This is a genomic window from Pseudomonas sp. GD04091 (genome assembly GCF_029836165.1).
Lineage (GTDB): Bacteria > Pseudomonadota > Gammaproteobacteria > Pseudomonadales > Pseudomonadaceae > Aquipseudomonas.
Map to the genome: position 1 here is coordinate 125,393 of NZ_JAOEBG010000007.1, position 16,868 is coordinate 142,260.

At 65.1% G+C, this 16,868-nt stretch carries 13 protein-coding genes and 1 pseudogene; 7 read left to right on the plus strand and 7 right to left on the minus strand.

The features are described from left to right. Nucleotides 1–143: 143 nt before the first annotated feature. Complete coding sequence (locus N7422_RS11555) at nucleotides 144–1,037, minus strand: GNAT family N-acetyltransferase (protein ID WP_279806658.1); 894 nt, start codon at nucleotides 1,035–1,037, stop codon at nucleotides 144–146. A 94-nt stretch (nucleotides 1,038–1,131) separates the two neighbouring features. After that, the gene (locus N7422_RS11560) at nucleotides 1,132–1,836 is read right to left on the minus strand and encodes a FadR/GntR family transcriptional regulator (protein WP_279806659.1); all 705 of its coding nucleotides are present in this window, start codon (nucleotides 1,834–1,836) and stop codon (nucleotides 1,132–1,134) included. A gap of 422 nt (nucleotides 1,837–2,258) precedes the next feature. Here N7422_RS11560 and N7422_RS11565 point away from each other — a divergent pair, with 422 nt between their 5' ends. Next, nucleotides 2,259–3,500, plus strand: coding sequence for an MFS transporter (locus N7422_RS11565; RefSeq protein ID WP_279806750.1), 1,242 nt, complete (start codon nucleotides 2,259–2,261; stop codon nucleotides 3,498–3,500). A gap of 15 nt (nucleotides 3,501–3,515) precedes the next feature. After that, a complete protein-coding gene (gene gudD / locus N7422_RS11570; protein WP_279806660.1) occupies nucleotides 3,516–4,871 on the plus strand; it encodes a glucarate dehydratase in 1,356 nt (451 codons plus the stop codon). 186 nt (nucleotides 4,872–5,057) lie between these two features. Here gudD and N7422_RS11575 read toward each other — a convergent pair whose 3' ends face one another. Further along, nucleotides 5,058–6,164 carry a peptidase C39 family protein gene (locus N7422_RS11575; RefSeq protein ID WP_279806661.1) on the minus strand — a complete coding sequence of 369 codons (1,107 nt, stop codon included), beginning with the start codon at nucleotides 6,162–6,164 and terminating at the stop codon, nucleotides 5,058–5,060. 92 nt (nucleotides 6,165–6,256) lie between these two features. Here N7422_RS11575 and N7422_RS11580 point away from each other — a divergent pair, with 92 nt between their 5' ends. From N7422_RS11580 to N7422_RS11595, 4 genes and pseudogenes are all read left to right on the plus strand, one after another. Further along, entirely contained in the window at nucleotides 6,257–7,843 is a 1,587-nt protein-coding gene (locus tag N7422_RS11580) for a RimK family protein (RefSeq protein ID WP_279806662.1), read from the plus strand. A 12-nt stretch (nucleotides 7,844–7,855) separates the two neighbouring features. Further along, entirely contained in the window at nucleotides 7,856–8,872 is a 1,017-nt protein-coding gene (locus N7422_RS11585; RefSeq protein ID WP_279806663.1) for a CorA family divalent cation transporter, read from the plus strand. Nucleotides 8,873–9,228: 356 nt separating this feature from the next. After that, nucleotides 9,229–10,620, plus strand: a complete 1,392-nt coding sequence (gene gabP / locus N7422_RS11590) for a GABA permease (protein WP_279806664.1) — start codon at nucleotides 9,229–9,231, stop codon at nucleotides 10,618–10,620. Nucleotides 10,621–10,748: 128 nt separating this feature from the next. After that, nucleotides 10,749–11,459: pseudogene (locus tag N7422_RS11595) on the plus strand (PDDEXK nuclease domain-containing protein); the annotation flags it as partial. Nucleotides 11,460–11,467: 8 nt separating this feature from the next. Here N7422_RS11595 and N7422_RS11600 read toward each other — a convergent pair. Then, nucleotides 11,468–12,469 carry a hypothetical protein gene (locus N7422_RS11600; protein WP_279806665.1) on the minus strand — a complete coding sequence of 334 codons (1,002 nt, stop codon included), beginning with the start codon at nucleotides 12,467–12,469 and terminating at the stop codon, nucleotides 11,468–11,470. Beyond that, nucleotides 12,459–13,331 (minus strand): LysR family transcriptional regulator, encoded by an 873-nt coding sequence (locus tag N7422_RS11605; RefSeq protein ID WP_279806666.1) that lies wholly within the window; start codon nucleotides 13,329–13,331, stop codon nucleotides 12,459–12,461. The genes N7422_RS11600 and N7422_RS11605 overlap by 11 nt, the downstream gene beginning before the upstream one ends. A gap of 220 nt (nucleotides 13,332–13,551) precedes the next feature. On the opposite strand from N7422_RS11605, the gene N7422_RS11610 reads away from it, so the two are divergent. Then, a complete protein-coding gene (locus tag N7422_RS11610) occupies nucleotides 13,552–15,090 on the plus strand; it encodes an MFS transporter (protein ID WP_279806667.1) in 1,539 nt (512 codons plus the stop codon). Nucleotides 15,091–15,093: 3 nt separating this feature from the next. On the opposite strand, the gene N7422_RS11615 is transcribed toward N7422_RS11610, so the two are convergent. Both N7422_RS11615 and N7422_RS11620 read right to left on the minus strand, forming a co-directional pair. Continuing rightward, nucleotides 15,094–15,687, minus strand: a complete 594-nt coding sequence (locus tag N7422_RS11615; protein WP_279806668.1) for a TetR family transcriptional regulator — start codon at nucleotides 15,685–15,687, stop codon at nucleotides 15,094–15,096. A 117-nt stretch (nucleotides 15,688–15,804) separates the two neighbouring features. Further along, entirely contained in the window at nucleotides 15,805–16,815 is a 1,011-nt protein-coding gene (locus tag N7422_RS11620) for an alpha/beta fold hydrolase (protein WP_279806669.1), read from the minus strand. Between the last annotated feature and the right edge of the window lie 53 nt (nucleotides 16,816–16,868).

The window sequence follows — 16,868 nt, forward strand, 5'->3', positions numbered from 1 at the left end:
TGCTGGCTGACCCGTTGATTCAGCTTGACCCTGTGGGAGCGGCTTTAGCCGCGAAGCAAGCGACGCGGTGGCTGAAGCCGCTCCCACAGGTCCCTGCTAGATCGACAAGTGATGTGGGTCGGCTTGCTGGCCAAAGGCTCGGATCAGGTATGTGACAGTAACGGGAACATCAGCGGCTGAGCCTCGAGGCCGGTCGGCGTCGTACCCCAGACGAACAGCGCATCATCGTTATCCACAACCCGCGTAGCGAACCCTTCGCCGCACAGGGGTGCGAATCCCAACACCACCTCCCGCGTCCGATCCGTGACCAGCTCGGCCAGCACGTTGTGCAGCACCAGTGCGCGTGGGCAGAACACCTCGACCAGCACCATCCGTTCACCGTCATGTTCCACGACCACATAGGCTTCGTGCCGCGCCGAGTGGAACAAGGCCTCCCGGTAAGGTCCGTCACAATAGAACATGGTCAGCGGCACATTCGGTGTCAGGCTCAATCGCGCCTGTGGACAACTCTTCTCCACCGCGTCGATGAAGCGTTGACGTTGTTCGCTGTCGTCCATGTTCACCGGGTGGAAGGTGTTGGCCTTTGGCTGTGTCGACCAGGGTTGGTAGTACTCGTGCTCGATCACTCGACGCAAGCCGAACCTGGGATAGAGATCCAGCACGCTGCTGTTGGCGAACAGGTACAGCAGATCGCAGTTGCCTGCCCAGCGCTGCACCAGCACTTCCATCAGGTAGCGGCTGTATCCGCGGCCGCGTGCCTCGGGCGCGGTCATCACCGTGCCGACCTGAACGCAGCGCAGGCGCCTGTCATCAAGGGTGAAGTCCAGCAGGTTGGCCGAGGCGTTGGCCAGCATCTGCCCTTCGCGTACCAGCGAGCAAGGCTGGTTGTCGTCCTGCCAGAACCCCGCCTGATACCAGGCTTCGAAATCGAAACCGTACGTCTGGCGGGTAAGGGCGTTGAGCTCGCCGCGCAGGTGTGGATCGTCGCGGTAGCGCTCGACCTGCGCGAGCGTGGGATCGTCGAGGATGATGGCCATGGCGCCCCTGTCTTTCGATGAGGTGAGGGCGAAGATTAGTCGCTGCGTCGCTGAAGAGTTGTAAGGGTTTGTGCCGTTTCGCAGACGTCCGCCTTCAGTCCGGCACCAGCCGATCCCGGCTGTTGGACAGATGCAGGCACATGGCCGCCCGCGCCGCATCCGGATCCTGGCGGCGAATGGCGTTGAGGATCGCTTCATGCTCCAGGTTCGCCAGGTACGCGTGTCGGGCCAGGTTGGCGCCGGCACGCTCGGCCTGGGCGATGCGGCTGCGTGGGATCAGCGCCGTTCCCAGGTGCGCCATCATCTCGCCGAAGTACAGGTTGCCGGTGGCCTCGGCGATCAGCAGGTGGAAGCGCCGGTCGGGCTCGATGCAACTGTCACCGGCCGCCGCCAGGTCCTGATAGTCGTCCAGCGCCTGGCGCATCCGCGCCAGGTGCTGTTCGCCACGGCGCAAGGCGGCGAGGGCGGCGGCCTGGCCTTCGAGGCCGATGCGCAACTCCAGCAGGTCACGCACACTCGCCGCGCTTTCGGCCCCCACCCGCAGCCCGGATTGAGGCTGACGTTCGATGACGAACGTGCCGATGCCATGACGCGTCTCCACCAGGCCCGAGGCCTGCAGTTTCGACAGGGCTTCGCGAACCACCGTGCGGCTGATGCCGTGCTCGCGCACCAGGGTGTTTTCCGATGGCAGCCGGTCTCCCGGCTTGAAGGCCCCCAACAGGATCTGCTGGCTCAGGCTGGAGACCAGGTCGTGGGCGCGGCTGTGGCCGCGCTTGCGTGGGGTGTCGTGGGTATCCATGCAGGGCTCGCCGCGAAAGGTGGACAAGTGGGTGACGCGATTCGCGAGGCTAGCAGGAATACTTGTATGACAAGTTGAAATATTCAGGTTTTTTTCGCGGTTGACTTCCTGTTCGTTGCCTGCTTTTAGTTTTCTATTAATTGGATTTTCGCGACACATGCCCGTTTTTTATACTTGTATTCGCTGATTTTTCCGGATTTTTTATGCTTGTCGTACAACCTTGCGAGGAATATGCTCTTTTCCACCTGGATGTCAGACAACATTGCGAGTCGTTTTTGCCGAGCCTCCAGTGACCCGCACAAAAACAATTAGTGGGAGAAGCATTCGTGAACCACACCCTCGATCCGTGCGCGCCGCGCGACGACGTGCTCGCCAGCGCCGTGGCCAAGGTCAAGCGCCATGTCCTGCCGCTGTTCGTCATCATGTTCATCGTCAACTACCTGGACCGCGTCAACATCGGTTTCGTCCGCCCGCACCTGGAGAGCGACCTGGGCATCGGCGCGGCGGCCTACGGCTTCGGCGCCGGGCTGTTCTTCATCGGCTATGCCTTGTTCGAAGTGCCGTCGAACATGCTCTTGCAGCGGGTCGGCGCGCGCCTGTGGCTGACCCGCATCATGTTCACCTGGGGGCTGGTGGCCACGGCCATGGCCTTCGTGCAGACCGAAACCCAGTTCTACGTGCTGCGCTTTCTGCTCGGGGTGGCCGAGGCCGGGTTCTTCCCCGGCGTGATCTACTACTTCACCCGCTGGCTGCCGGCCGCCGAGCGCGGCAAGGCCATCGCCATCTTCCTCAGTGGCTCGGCTGTGGCCTCGCTGATCTCCGGCCCCCTGGCCGGCGCACTGATGCAGATTCAGGGCATGGGCCTGCACGGTTGGCAGTGGATGCTGTTCATCGAAGGCATGGCCTCGGTGGTGCTGTGTTTCTTCGTGTACTTCTGGCTCGATTCCAAGCCCCATGACGCCAAGTGGTTGAGCCGCGCCGAACAGGACGCGCTGGTGGCCGCCATCGACCAGGAGCAACGCGAGCGCGAGGTCGGCGGGCTGGCCAAGGTGTCGGCCTGGCGCCTGCTCAAGGACCGCCAGATCGTGCTGTTTTGCCTGATCTATTTCTGCATCCAGCTGACCATCTACGCCGCCACCTTCTGGCTGCCGAGCATCATCAAGCGCATGGGCGAGCTGAGCGACCTGCAGGTCGGCTTCTTCAACTCGATCCCGTGGCTGATCTCGATCATCGCCATGTACGCCTTCGCCGCCGGCGCCAGGCGCTGGAAATTCCAGCAGGCCTGGGTCGCCGCGGCGCTGTTGGTGGCCGCGTGCGGCATGTTCATGTCCACCACCGGCGGGCCGGTGTTCGCCTTCGTCGCGGTGTGCTTCGCCGCCATCGGTTTCAAGGCTGCTTCGTCGTTGTTCTGGCCGATTCCCCAGGGCTACCTGGATGCGCGCATCGCGGCGGCGGTGATCGCCCTGATCAATTCGGTGGGCAACCTCGGCGGCTTCGTCGCGCCCACCACCTTCGGCCTGCTGGAGCAGCAGACCGGCTCGATCCAGGGCGGCCTGTACGGCCTGGCGGTGACCTCGGTGCTGGCCGCCATCGCCGTGTTCTTCGTGCGCCTGCGCCCCAAGGGCGTCGCTTCCACTGACCTCAAGGCCGCCTCGGCCAACTGACCCCGAGAGATACCCATGAACATGCAGACAACCCCACAGGTTCACCTCGGCACGCCGGTGGTCACCGAGCTGCGCGTGATCCCGGTGGCCGGGCACGACAGCATGCTGCTCAACCTCAGCGGTGCCCATGGCCCGTTCTTCACCCGCAATGTCGTGGTGCTGCGCGACAGCGCCGGCAACACGGGCCTGGGCGAGGTACCGGGAGGCGAGACGATCCGCCAGACCCTGGAGGATGCCCGCGCGCTGGTGGTCGGTCAGCCGATCGGCCACTACCAGCGCGTGCTCAACGCCATGCGCCAGGCCTTCGCCAATCGCGACGCGGGCGGTCGTGGCCTGCAGACTTTCGACCTGCGCATCAGCGTGCATGCGGTGACGGCGATGGAGTCGGCGCTGCTCGACCTGCTCGGCCAGCACCTGGGCGTGCCCATGGCCGCGCTGCTCGGTGAAGGGCAGCAGCGCGAGGCGGTGAAGATGCTTGGCTATCTGTTCTATATCGGCGACCGCACCCGCACCGACCTGGCCTACCGCAACGAGGCGGATGCCGACGACGCCTGGTTGCGCCTGCGCCATGAGCAGGCCATGACCCCGCAAGCGGTGGTGCGCCTGGCCGAAGCCGCCCAGGCACGCTATGGCTTCAACGACTTCAAGCTCAAGGGCGGGGTGCTGCGGGGCGAGGAGGAGATGGAAGCGGTCACGGCCCTGGCCGAGCGTTTCCCCGCTGCCCGTATCACCCTGGACCCCAATGGGGCCTGGTCGCTCGCGCAGGCCATCGCCCTGTGCCGCGACAAGCATGCCGTGCTGGCCTACGCCGAAGATCCGTGTGGCGCCGAGAACGGCTATTCCGGGCGCGAGGTGATGGCCGAGTTCCGCCGCGCCACCGGCCTGTCCACCGCCACCAACATGATCGCCACCGACTGGCGGCAGATGGGCCACGCGATCCAGTCCCAGGCCGTGGACATCCCGCTGGCCGACCCGCATTTCTGGACCCTGCAGGGCTCGGTGCGGGTGGCGCAGATGTGCCATGACTGGGGCCTGACCTGGGGCTCGCACTCGAACAATCACTTCGACATCTCGCTGGCGATGTTCACCCAGGTGGCCGCTGCCGCGCCGGGCGAGATCACCGCCATCGACACCCACTGGATCTGGCAGGATGGCCAGCGCCTGACCCGCGAGCCGCCGCGCATCGTCGATGGCCATGTGCGCGTGCCCGAAAGACCGGGGCTCGGGGTTGAACTGGATGAAGAGCAGTTGGCCAAGGCCCATGAGTGCTATCGCAACATGGGGCTTGGGGCGCGCGATGACAGCGTGGCCATGCAGTACCTGATGCCGGGATGGACCTTCGACAACAAGCGGCCTTGCCTGGTGCGCTGAGGCAGACCTGCGCCGGCCTCTTCGCGGGTAAACCCGCTCCCACAGAGAACAGGGGCCCTGTAGGAACGGGCTTGCCCGCGAAAGGGCCGGTACAGCCAGCGCATTTTTCCCCGCTGCCACTGGCCTGTGGCCTGGCGTAGGCAGACGCCCGTGCAGCACCGCCCCGGCCCGCCGGGGCTTTTTCGTTTACGCCGCCGTTGCGTCCCCCACGTACACCACCACCGCCGCCCGCAGCTTGCGTCCACCGAACAGGCTCATGCGTTGGAACTCCTCGTGGCTGACCGGCAAATGCTGGCAGTCCAGGGCCTGCCGATGGCGGCCATGGTCGATGTCGGGGTCGTGCAGGTAGACGAAATCGTCATCGCAGGCGGTGACCAGTACCCAGTGCGGCGCCTTGCTGCCGGTCAACCGGTAGTTGCTGATCAGCACCAACGCCATACCGCCTTCGGCCAGCACCCGGGGCAGGTCGGGCGCCGACCGGGCGATGCTCACGTCGCTGTCCTGCAGTTCGGCGCAGAAGTCTTCATGAACCAGGCGCATGACTTCCTTTTTCGCCGGCTGGCGCACGCCATCGAGAAACAGAGGCCCTTCGGTGTTGACCAGCAGGCGTACGCGAAAACCCCGGCGCCAGGCGGCCAGTGCCAGCCCGTGCGGGCTGCAGCCGCCATGACCCGAGGTCATGAACACGGTGGTCGCCTCACGCCACAGACGCAGTTCTTCGCGGCGCGTGGGCTGGCGTTGCGGCTGCAGCGCGGCCATGGCCATCAGCAGGCAGGCCGGGCCGCAGGTGAAGTCGGTGGTCTGGGCGTAATAGGGGACCGGGTGCGATTCGACGGCCGGATGCTGGAGGATGCGCTTCTCGTAGCGCAGCGCGCTGGCATGGTCTTCGTAGTAGTCGTCCACCAGCGCGAAGCGCCGATAGCCGTGGCGCTCGTACAGGGCGATGGCTGAGGGGTTGTCGATGCGCACTTCAAGCCGCAGGTAGGCGCGCTCGTGTTCCAGCGCGCAGCGCTCGGCCTGCTCGAGCAGGCGGGCGCCAAGCCCCTGGCCGCGCGCCGCTGCGGCAATGGCGATGGAGTACAGCCGTGCCAGCGAGGTGCCGCGATGGAACAGCAACAGTGCGTAGCCCATCAACTGGCCGTCGCGCTGGGCCACCAGCAGGCTGGCATTGGCATGGGAGAGCATCCAGCGGAAGCTGCGTGGGGTGAGCCGGTCCAGGGCGAAGCACTGGTTCTCCAGTGCCAGCAGGGCCGGCAGGTCGTCAACGGTTGCCAGGCGAAATTCAATGTGCATAGAGCCGCCGTAAAAGTTGCGTAATGAAACGGGACATTCGAAAAACTTCGTGCTTAATAGAAGCGGTGTGACCCAACACAGGGCTTCAAAAAATGTCTTCGTTTCAGGAACCGTTGCCTGGATGGCCCAGGGAAAGTTCAAACTCACCTGCACCTGGCGTTATTTATCCACTGCCACTGGATAACAAGTCAAGTCAGCTTGTAATTATTGTGGAGCGCCGTGATGACTGGGCTTCGTATCTTCCTAGCGAAGATATCGTGACGGCTCAGGAATATCTGGAGCAGCCCCGAGAAGCGGAAAGTGGCAAGCGTGTGCAAGTCATAAACTTATGCCGTAACTATAAGTATCTAGGCCACGGTTATTATTGTTCGCTGTTGGCCGAGGCGCGTGGGCATAAAGTAATTCCCTCGGTCAGAAGTATCAGTGAGCTGACCCGAAAGTCTCTGTATGGCCTGGCCCTCGATGACATGGCGCGCAGCCTGGAAAGTGCCTTGGCCAATCACCCTTACGGCGAGACCGAAGGGTTCACCCTGACCCTGTATTTCGGCCGCACCGACCTGGAGCCTTTGCAGGACATCGCCCGCCAGTTGTTCGAAAGTTTTCCGTGTCCGATCCTGCTGGTGGAGTTCCGCAAGTCCAGTACCTGGCACATCGCCGGGGTCAAGGCCGGTGCATTGCACAAGCTGCGTGAAGACCAGCAGGACCAGTTCGCCAACGCCCTCGATGGCTTCAGTCGCAGGATCTGGCGTCAGCCCCGCTCACGTCGCGTGGCGCGTTATGACCTGGCGATCCTTCATGACCCGGACGAGGCGCTGCCGCCGTCCAACCCCGAGGCCCTGGAGCACTTCGTGCGTGCCGGGCACCAACTGGGCATCGACGTCGAGCTGATCGGCAAGAAGGACTACGCGCGCCTGGCCGAGTACGACGCGCTGCTGATCCGCGAGACCACCAGCGTCGACAATCACACCTACCGCTTCGCCAAGAAGGCCGAGAGCGAAGGCCTGGTGGTGATGGACGACCCGGCGTCGATCCTGCGCTGCACCAACAAGGTCTACCTGACCGACCTGCTGCGCAGCCACTGCCTGGCCATGCCGGCCAGCGAGATCCTCTATCGCGACAACCCGCAGGCGCTGGAAGGGATCGGCGAGCGACTGGGCTTTCCGCTGGTGCTGAAGATTCCCGATGGCTGCTTCTCTCGCGGCGTGATCAAGGTCAAGGACCACGCCGAACTGCAGGCCGCCACCGCCGAGCTGTTCGAGCACTCGGTGCTGCTGCTGGCCCAGGAATACCTCTACACCGAATACGACTGGCGCATCGGCGTGCTCAATCGCAAGCCGATCTTCGCCTGCCAGTACTTCATGTCCAAGGGCCACTGGCAGATCTTCAACCACCAGGCCCAGCGTGACGAGGTCAACGGCGAGTGCCGCACCCTGGCCGTGCACGAAGCACCGCGCGCGGTGGTGGAACTGGCGGTGAAGGCCGCCAACCTGATCGGCGATGGCCTGTACGGCGTGGACCTCAAGCAGGTGGGCGACCGGGTGGTGGTGATCGAGGTCAACGACAATCCGAACCTCGACGCCGGCATCGAGGATGCCTATCTGCACGACGACCTCTACACCCTGGTGCTGGAGGAATTCATCCGCCGCCTGGAGCAAAAGCGCCGGGGGCAAGCCTGGTAACGAGGTGCTGGCATGATCGAAAGCTACAGCCTGGCGCATGGCCAGTTGCGCAAGCACGAAGGGCTCGATGGCGAAGTGCTGCTGTTCGTCGAACCGGACAGCGCCGAGCGCGAATTGCTGCAGGCCTGGTTCCATCTGGATGCCCACGCCCTGGCGTCGGCACTGGATCCGGACGAAGTGTCGCGCATCGAGTTGCACCGCGACGGCCTGTTCCTGATCTGGAAGCGCCCGGAGAGCTACAGCGGCGGTGACAGTTTCGCCTTCCAGGTCTCCTCGTTCGGCATGCTGCTGGTCGAGGGGCGCCTGGTGCTGATCGCTCCGGATGCCTCCGTACTCGACGGCCTGGGGCAGCGTCACGCCCTGCACGCGCCGCTGGATGTGCTGCTGGCCATCCTGCTCGACAACCTGCACCACTACCTGGGGCACCTCAAGGTGATCAAGCTGGTGGCGCGCGAGCTGCAGCAACGCTTCGAGCAGTCGCTGGAAAACCGTCACCTGATGCAGATGTTCAATCTCAGCGAGAGCCTGATCCATTACATCAACGCCATCCACAGCAATGGCGCGGTGCTCTCGCGGCTGCGTGTCCACGGCGAGAAGCGCCACTTCAGCGCCGAAGTGCTGGCGCTGATCGACGACCTGATCATCGAGAACACCCAGTGCCACAAGCAGGCGGAGATCTACTCGACGGTGTTCGCCGGCCTCATGGATGCCCGGGGCAACCTGGCCAACAATGCGATGAACGAGACGCTGCGCAAGCTCACCCTGATCAATGTGGTGTTTCTGCCGCTGAACCTGATCGCCAGCATCGGCGGCATGTCGGAGTTCAGCATGATGACCGCCGGGGTGCCCTGGTGGCTGGCCTATGCGCTGCTGGTGCTGGCGATGATGCTGCTGGGCGTGTTCATGGTGTTGCTGCTCAAGCGTCTGGCGCGAGGGCGTGCCGCGCTCAGCTCTGCGACCGAACCGGCGCGCCCGGTCGCCCGGCCCACCCCTTCCTACCCGGGCATCGCCAGTTGGAGAACCCCATGAGCAACCTGCAGATCGGCCTGATGATCGTCACCGTGATCGTGGTTTTCGCCGTGGTGAACTTCTATTGGGACTACCTGCGTGACCGCGACTGACGCGATCAGGCATGTTCGCAGGCTTGCCTGGCGTGGATAGGCAAGCGGTGTCGCGATCGAACACTTACCTGGCGTTCCCGAGCATTTTGCTGACGCCGCGCCCGGCTTAAAGTGAAGCCCGCATCCCCATGGTGCGTTGCCCAAGGCGCGTGAGAAGGCCGATAACAGAGCGTGCGCAACGTACTCCGCCCTTTTGCCGAGGAGACCGTTTTCGCCTACGCCTGCCCGTCCCTTCCTTGTGTCAGCAAAAAGAGAACAAGATCAATGAACACCGTGGGAACTGATGGCAACCTTGCTCAAGGTTTCAAGCCTCGTCACGTGACGATGCTGTCCATCGCCGGCATCATCGGCGCGGGACTTTTCGTCGGCTCCGGGCACGCCATCGCGGCGGCCGGGCCGGCCACCATCCTCTCCTATTTCGTGGCCGGTACCCTGGTGGTGCTGGTCATGCGCATGCTCGGTGAAATGGCCGTGGCCCACCCCGACACCGGTTCGTTCTCCACCTACGCCGACCAGGCCATCGGCCGCTGGGCCGGCTACACCATCGGCTGGCTGTACTGGTGGTTCTGGGTGCTGGTGATTCCCATCGAGGCGCTGGCCGCGGGACATGTGCTCAACGCCTGGTTCCCGCAGGTGGACAGCTGGATCTTCGCCCTGGCGTCGGTGCTGTTGCTGGCCTGCACCAACCTGTTCAGCGTGGCCAAGTATGGCGAGTTCGAGTTCTGGTTCGCGATCCTCAAGGTCACCGCCATCCTCGGCTTCATCGGCCTGGGCTTCGCCGCCCTGATGGGCTGGTTGCCCGAGCGCGAGGTCAGCGGGCTGAGCACCTTGATGGACGAGCACGGCGGTTTCGCGCCCAAGGGCTGGTCGGCGGTGGTCGGCGCTTTCATCACCGTGATGTTCAGCTTCATCGGCACCGAGGCGGTGACCATCGCCGCCTCCGAATCCAGCGACCCGGCGCGCAACATCGCCAAGGCCACTCGCTCGGTGATCTGGCGCATCAGCACGTTCTACATCCTGTCGATCTTCGTGATCATCTCGGTGGTGCCCTGGAACGACCCGCAACTGGCGGTGGTGGGTTCCTACCAGCGTGCCCTGGAGATCATGAACATTCCCAACGCCGCGCTGATGGTCGACTTCGTGGTGCTGATCGCCGTGACCAGTTGCATGAACTCGTCGATCTACATCGCCTCGCGAATGATGTATTCGCTGGCCAAGCGCGGCGACGCGCCGGCCATGCTGAAGCACACGTCCAAGGTCGGCGTGCCGCGCGCGGCGGTGTTCGGCAGCACCCTGATCGGCGCGGCCATCGCCATCCTCAACTACTTCGCGCCCAAGGGCGTGTTCGAGTTCCTGCTGGCCAGCTCCGGCGCCATCGCGCTGCTGGTGTACCTGGTGATCGCCATTTCGCAGCTGCGCATGCGCGCCCGCCTGGAGCGCGAGAACGCCAACCTGAAGTTCCGCATGTGGCTGTTCCCGTGGCTGACCTGGGCGGTGATCCTGTTCATCGGCAGCGCCCTGACCGTGATGATGTTCACCGAGGAGCACCGCGCCGAAGTGACGGCGACGCTGAGCCTGGCGATCGTGATCTCGTTCCTGGGCATCGTCACCACGCGCGGGCACGGGCGGACGGTGGGCGCGCGGTCGATGGGGTGATTGCCGCTGTCTCGCTACCAGGGGCGCCAGGCGGCGCCCCTTTGCGTTTTGCAACAGTTGCATGCGCCGGGTCGGCAGGGATGACAGATAGACTTTTTGGCCTTTCATCAGCGCCAAGGAGTCGATGCATGATCACCCCGCCTCAGGATGCGACTGCGCCGGCAGCCAGCGATACACGTTTCGTCGAAGTACTCGCGCTCATCCAAGCGTCCCGCCGGCGTGCGGTCCAGGCCGTGAATACCCAGTTGATCGAGTTGTACTGGCAGGTCGGGGCTTATATCAGCCGCAAGCTGGAGCGGGCCGAATGGGGGGATGGCGTGGTCAGCCAGTTGGCGGATCACCTAGCGCTGACCCAGCCAGGGCTGCGAGGTTTCACGCGAACCAACTTGTTCCGTATGCGCCAGTTCCATGAGCTTTACCGGGACAACGAAATTGTCGCGCCACTGGTGCGACAATTGCCATGGAGCCACAACATGATCGTCCTGGGTCAGTGCAAGAGCCCTGAGGAACGGGTCTTTTACCTACGCATGGCCACGCAGGAAAAATGGTCGAAACGTGAACTGGAGCGTCAGCTCAAGGCCGCTCTGTTCGAACGCAGCGTGACGCAACCCGCCAAGGCATCGGCAGCCCTCACGCAGGCCCATCCAGGTGCTCTGGATGTGTTTCGCGATGCCTACATGATCGAGTTTCTCGGCCTGCCGGGTGAGCATGCCGAAATCGATTTGCACCAGGGGCTGCTCGGCCGACTCAGGGATTTCTCGGTCGAACTGGGCCGTGACTTCTGCTTCGTCGGCTCTCACTATCCGTTGCAGGTGGGCAGGCGCGACTTCGCCCTCGATGCGCAGCGCTAGGGCCTGGTCGGGAACAGCGCCTTGGCCACCGTCGGGCTGGCGAACAGGTCGCCGGCATCGTGACCCGCTCCAGGCACGACGAACTGGCGATGCGCAATGGCGACACCCCAGGCGCGGGACAGGAAGCCTTCGTAGCGCAGGTAGCCGAGCTGGCGCTCCAGCCGATTTCGCCCCTGGGCCTCGGCGCCGCAACTGTGGTCCATGATCTTGCTGTCGGCGTGAGTGTCGTGCTCGCCGACCAGGTAGGTCACCTCGCGGGACGCATAGCGGCGAAACACCTCCTGTGCATCCAGGCCCTGGCGGGTGAGGTAGAGGGGCGCCTGTTCAAGGCCGTAGCGATAGCGGTTGTAGTCCGGGCATTGTGCGAGAGGCAGTGGCGCGAAACCCTCCTGGCGCGGCCGGTTATGGTCCAGATACAGGTACGAGGACGGGCTGGAGACCACGTAGCGGACATCGATGCCCACCGCCTGCCGGGGACTGTCGGTCAGCAGCGCAAAGCGCTGCATGAGTTGCGCCCCGGCGGAATGGCCGATCAGCACGATCTCGCGCAGATCGGGGTAGCGCTGCCGATCCGCCAGGTAGACCAGCAGGTCGTCGAGCACGCTGAAGGCCGCGATGCCACGCTGGCCGTCCGTCGAGGAGCTGCCATGCATCCAGCGATCCTTGGGCCACAGGGGCATGCCGCTGGCGGCATGCTTGTCGCGCGCGGTGAGGAAGTTCGGTGCCACCAGCAAGGTGTCCGATGCACCGAGACCGGCGTTGGCCAGCAATTGCAGGCCGTTGCGGTAATAGTCCTCGGCGTTGCGACGCACGCCATGCAGGATGACCACGGCACGCGTCACGGCTTGGCGCTGCCGCAGGTCGGCATTGGCGTAGGCGAGGAAGTCGTAAGGGTCTGCCTGGCCCAGGTGCAGCACCTGGGGCGCGGCGCTTGCGCCAGCGCTGAACGGGGCGATGCAGGCGACGAGCCAGAGCACCCGTGCGCGATCAGCGGGCATCCTGGCGAACGCCTTCGATGTAGCGGGCTACCGCCGGGGCTTTCTCGAAGCGGCGGTGCAGCAGGCTGAGCCAGGAGCGGGCCTGGCAATCGTCGATGGCGCGGTAGTTGACCTGTGGCAGGTTGATCCGGCGCAGCACCGACTCGGGCACCACCGCCACCCCCTGGCCCAGCGATACCAAGGTGATCACCGCCACCAGGCTGCCGGGCTGCGGACCCAGGTGCGCCGCGAAGCCACCTTGCGCGGCGACTTCCAGGGTGCCGGAAATCTGTTCGGGGAGGATGAAGGTTTCGTCGGCCAGGCGGCTGGCCGGAAGGTGCTTGAGCTCGTTCAGCCGTGAGCGGGCCGGCAGCGCCAGGATGAAGCCTTCCTCGTGCAGGGTGATGGCTTCCAGGCCGTCCGGCAGCTCCATGGGTGAGCGCACGTAGGCGAGATCCAGCTGGCCATCGCGCACTTGGTCCGGCAGCTCGCTCATCGGTGCCTCGCGAATGTTCAGGCAGACGCCGGGATGGGCTTCGCCGAAACGGCTCACCTGCTGCTGCAGGATGCCCGAGTACGCGGCCGACGCCACATAGCCCAGCTCCACGTGCCCGCTTTCGCCCCGGCCGGCGCGTCGGGCTCCGCGTTGCGCGGCGTCGAACTGCCGCACGGCCTGTTCCGCCTCGACCAGCAGCGCATGCCCTGCCGCGGTGAGGCTGACCTCGCGCTGGCTGCGTTCGAACAGCCGCACCCCCAGCTCGCGCTCCATGTCCTGGATCTGCCGGGTCAGGGTCGGTGGGGCGATGCCCAACTGCTCGGCGGCGCGGGTGAAGTGACCGAGCCGGGCGACGGCGAGGAAGTAGCGGAAGTGGCGGATCTCCATGGGACCTCGTTAGCCAGGGGCTAATGACGCGGGACGCGGCGGCTAACGAGCCTGGCGCCCGGCGGCGTTATCGTCAGGGCAACACTACAAGGCCGGCGTCGTGGCGCAAAGCCTGGGATCACTGCGCGGTCCCTGTGGGAGCCGGCTTGCCGGCGATGGACCGCGTAGCGGCCCGGCATTCGCGACTACCCGATGACCTGCCATTGCCCGGAGCCTTGCCATGTCCACTGCCGCATCACCTCGTCTCACTCTGTTCACCACCTCGGCCGTGTGCGCCCTGATCATCCTCGACACCAACATCGTCGCGGTCAGCCTGCCCAGCATCGCCCGCGACCTGTCCGGCTCGTTCGCCGATATCGAATGGGTGGTCAGTGCCTACCTGCTGGCCTTCGCCGCGTGCCTGTTGCCGGCCGGCAGCCTGGCCGACCGCTTCGGCCGTCGGCGCATGCTGCTGCTTGGCCTGGTGCTGTTCGGTGCCGCCTCGCTGGCGTGCGGCGCCGCGCCCAGCCTGGTGTTCCTCGACCTGGCCCGGGCGGCCAAGGGCATGGGCGCGGCCTTGCTGCTCACCGCGGCGCTGGCGGCCATCGGCCATCGCTTCCATGCACCGCAGGAGCGCCTGCGCGCCTGGGCGTTCTGGGGCGCGTGCATGGGCGCGACCATCACCTTCGCGCCGCTGCTCGGCGGCCTGATCGCCAGTACCCTGGGTTGGCGCTGGATCTTCTACATCAACCTGCCGCTGGTGGCCGTGCTGGGGTTGATGGTGATGCGCCATGTGGAGGAGTCCCGCGACAGCGCCGCCGCCCGTCTCGATCCATGGGGCAGCCTGACCTTCGCGGGTAGCCTGGGCTATCTGATCTGGGCGCTGATCGATGCCAACCGGGTGGGTTGGGACAGCGCGCCCACGCTTGGCCGGCTGGTGATCGCGGTGTTCCTGTTCGGGGTGTTCGTGATGGTCGAACGCAGCCAGGCGCGGCCGATGATCGATCTGCGACTGATGCGCAGCGGGCGTTTTGTCGGGGCCTTGCTTGGCATGTTCGCCTACGCGGCCTGTGCCCAGGTGATGATGACCCTGCTGCCGCTGTACCTGCAGAACGGTTTGCAGATGCCGGCGCTGGCGGCGGGTGCGGGTATGCTGCCGTTCGCGCTGGCGATGCTGCTGACGCCACGGCTGGGGATGCGCCTGGCGGTACGCCTGAGTGCGGCCCAGGTGTTCGCGGTGGGGCTTTTGCTCGTTGGCGTGGGCAACCTGGCCTGCGCGTGGGCGGCAGGGCAGGGTGGTTACGCCGCGTTCGCCGTGGCCAGCCTGGTGCTGGGGGCGGGCGCCGGGCTGCTCAATGGCGACACGCAGAAGAACATCATGGCCTGCGTGCCCCGTGAACGCACCGGCATGGCGTCGGGGTTGAGCACGACCACGCGTTTCGGTGGCATTGTCCTGGCATTCGGCATACTGGGCGGCGTGCTTGCGGCGCGCAATGGGCAATTGTTGCGCGATGCCCTGGCCGGTCTGGCGCCGCAATCATCGGACAGGATAGGGGAGATGGCCGCTCGCGTGGCGGCAGGGGACTTGCCGGCGGCCCTGGCGCTGCTCGACCCTGGCCTGCGCGAAGCGGCGGCACCGCTTGCGCGCCAGGCATTCATCGGTGGTTTCGAAGCGCTGCTGCACACGGCAGGAATAGCGGCCCTGCTGTTCGCGCTGGTGGTCGGAGTATTGCTGGGGCGACCGCTGCCCGAGTCGGGTGAGCTGGTCGCCAGGGGATGAGGGTCAGGCGCGTGGCTTGAGCAACAGCCCGGCGAGCAGCAGGTCCAGCGCGGCCACGCTTTCCGTGAGCCGCGCCTTGGCGTCGTCGGTCTCGGCGATCCAGAAGGCCGCCTCGGCCAGGCTGCCGTAGATCAGCGAGGCCAGTGCCTGTGGATTGACGGGGGCAACGATCCCCAGACGAATCAAGTTGGCGACCAGCAGCTGCATCGAGTCCACGCAATAGCGCTGCGCATCCGGCGATGCACCGCCCAGGACTGCGCGGGCGTCGCGCAGGACGATTCGCTGGATGGGCGGTTCCGTAGCCATCTCGAGGTAGGCGCGGCAGCGCTTGCAGAAGCCCTCCCAGGCATCGTCCGCGGTGTCGGTGATCGCCCGCAGGCGCGCGTCCATTTCCGCATCCAGCTGCTCGACCACCGCCGCCAACAGCCCCTGCTTGTCGCCGAAGTGGTGGTACAGCGCCCCCCGGGTGAGTTGCACCTGGGCTGTCAGGTCGTCCATCGATGTCTGCGCGTACCCGCGCTCACTGAACATCTTGCGCGCAATCGCCAGGAGCGTGGCGCGGGTTTCTTCCATTTCGGCACGGGTACGGCGGGCCATCAGGCATTTCCTTTTTCAGAAGGGACATGACGGTGAACAACTGCCGCCACTGACGCGATCCGCGCATTTTCCGGCGCCGGGCTTGCAGAGACAAGCCCGGCGCCGTGGAGGGTCGCATCAGCGCGCGAGCAGCTCGCCGATGGCCCTCTCGATGGCCTGGGTATCCCTGTCGTTCAAGCCTTCACCGGCCACGTGTCCCCAGTCGGACTCGAGCACGCGCAATTCGGCCCGGGCGATGCCCCTGGCTTCCAGCTCGGCGTCCTGCACCGGGAAATACAGATCGCTGGACGAGGGCATGATGAGGGTCTGGGCCTTGATCGACGCCAGCGCTTTGTCTATGTCGCCCTGGTAACGGGCATTGGCGCTGATGTCGGCGTGCTGGCCGGTCCATAGCTGGGCCAGCAGGTTGTTGGCGTCGCGCTTGAGGAACCAGCCTTCCCAGAAGTCGATCAGGAAGTCTTCGATCGACGCATAACCCAGCACCCGCTGATCCAGGCGTTCGCGATAGAACGCCTGGGAGAAGCCCCAGCCTGCGTAGATCCGTGCCGCCACGCGCAGGCCGCGGTGCGGGGGCTGTGCGTAGAACCCTTCCTTGAAGTCAGGGTCGAGCTCGATCGCCGCGCGCACGCTGTCGAAGAACACATGGAAGTGGCGCGAGGTCCGCGCCGCGCTTTGGAAGGTGAACAACCGTTCGACCTGCTCAGGGTAGGCCGCCGCCCATTCGAACGCCTGGGAGCCGCCCAGCGACCAGCCGATTGCCAGGCGGACCCGGCTGATGCCGAACTTTTCGGTCAGCAGGCGGTGTTGCTGGATCACGTTGTCGTGCACCGTGATGCGCGGGAAGCGATTGCCGTTCTGTGGTGCCGGGGTGTTGCTGGGCGAGCTCGACAGGCCATTGCCGAAGGCGTCGGGCACGATGATGAAGTACTTGCTCGGGTCCAGCGCCCGACCTTCGCCAATCAGCCAGGCGGTATCGTCGTGGGTGGCGGCGAACGAGGTCGGGTAGACGATGACGTTGTCCTTCGCGGCGTTGAGCTTGCCGTAGGTCTGGTAGGCGAGCCTGGCCTGGCGCAGGCAGCGGCCGGACTGCAACTGGATGTCACCAAGTTCGAAGATTTCGTGGGGCATGGAATGTTCTCTCGGTCGGAGCGAATGACGGTGGGTGAACAGGGGCCGGATGG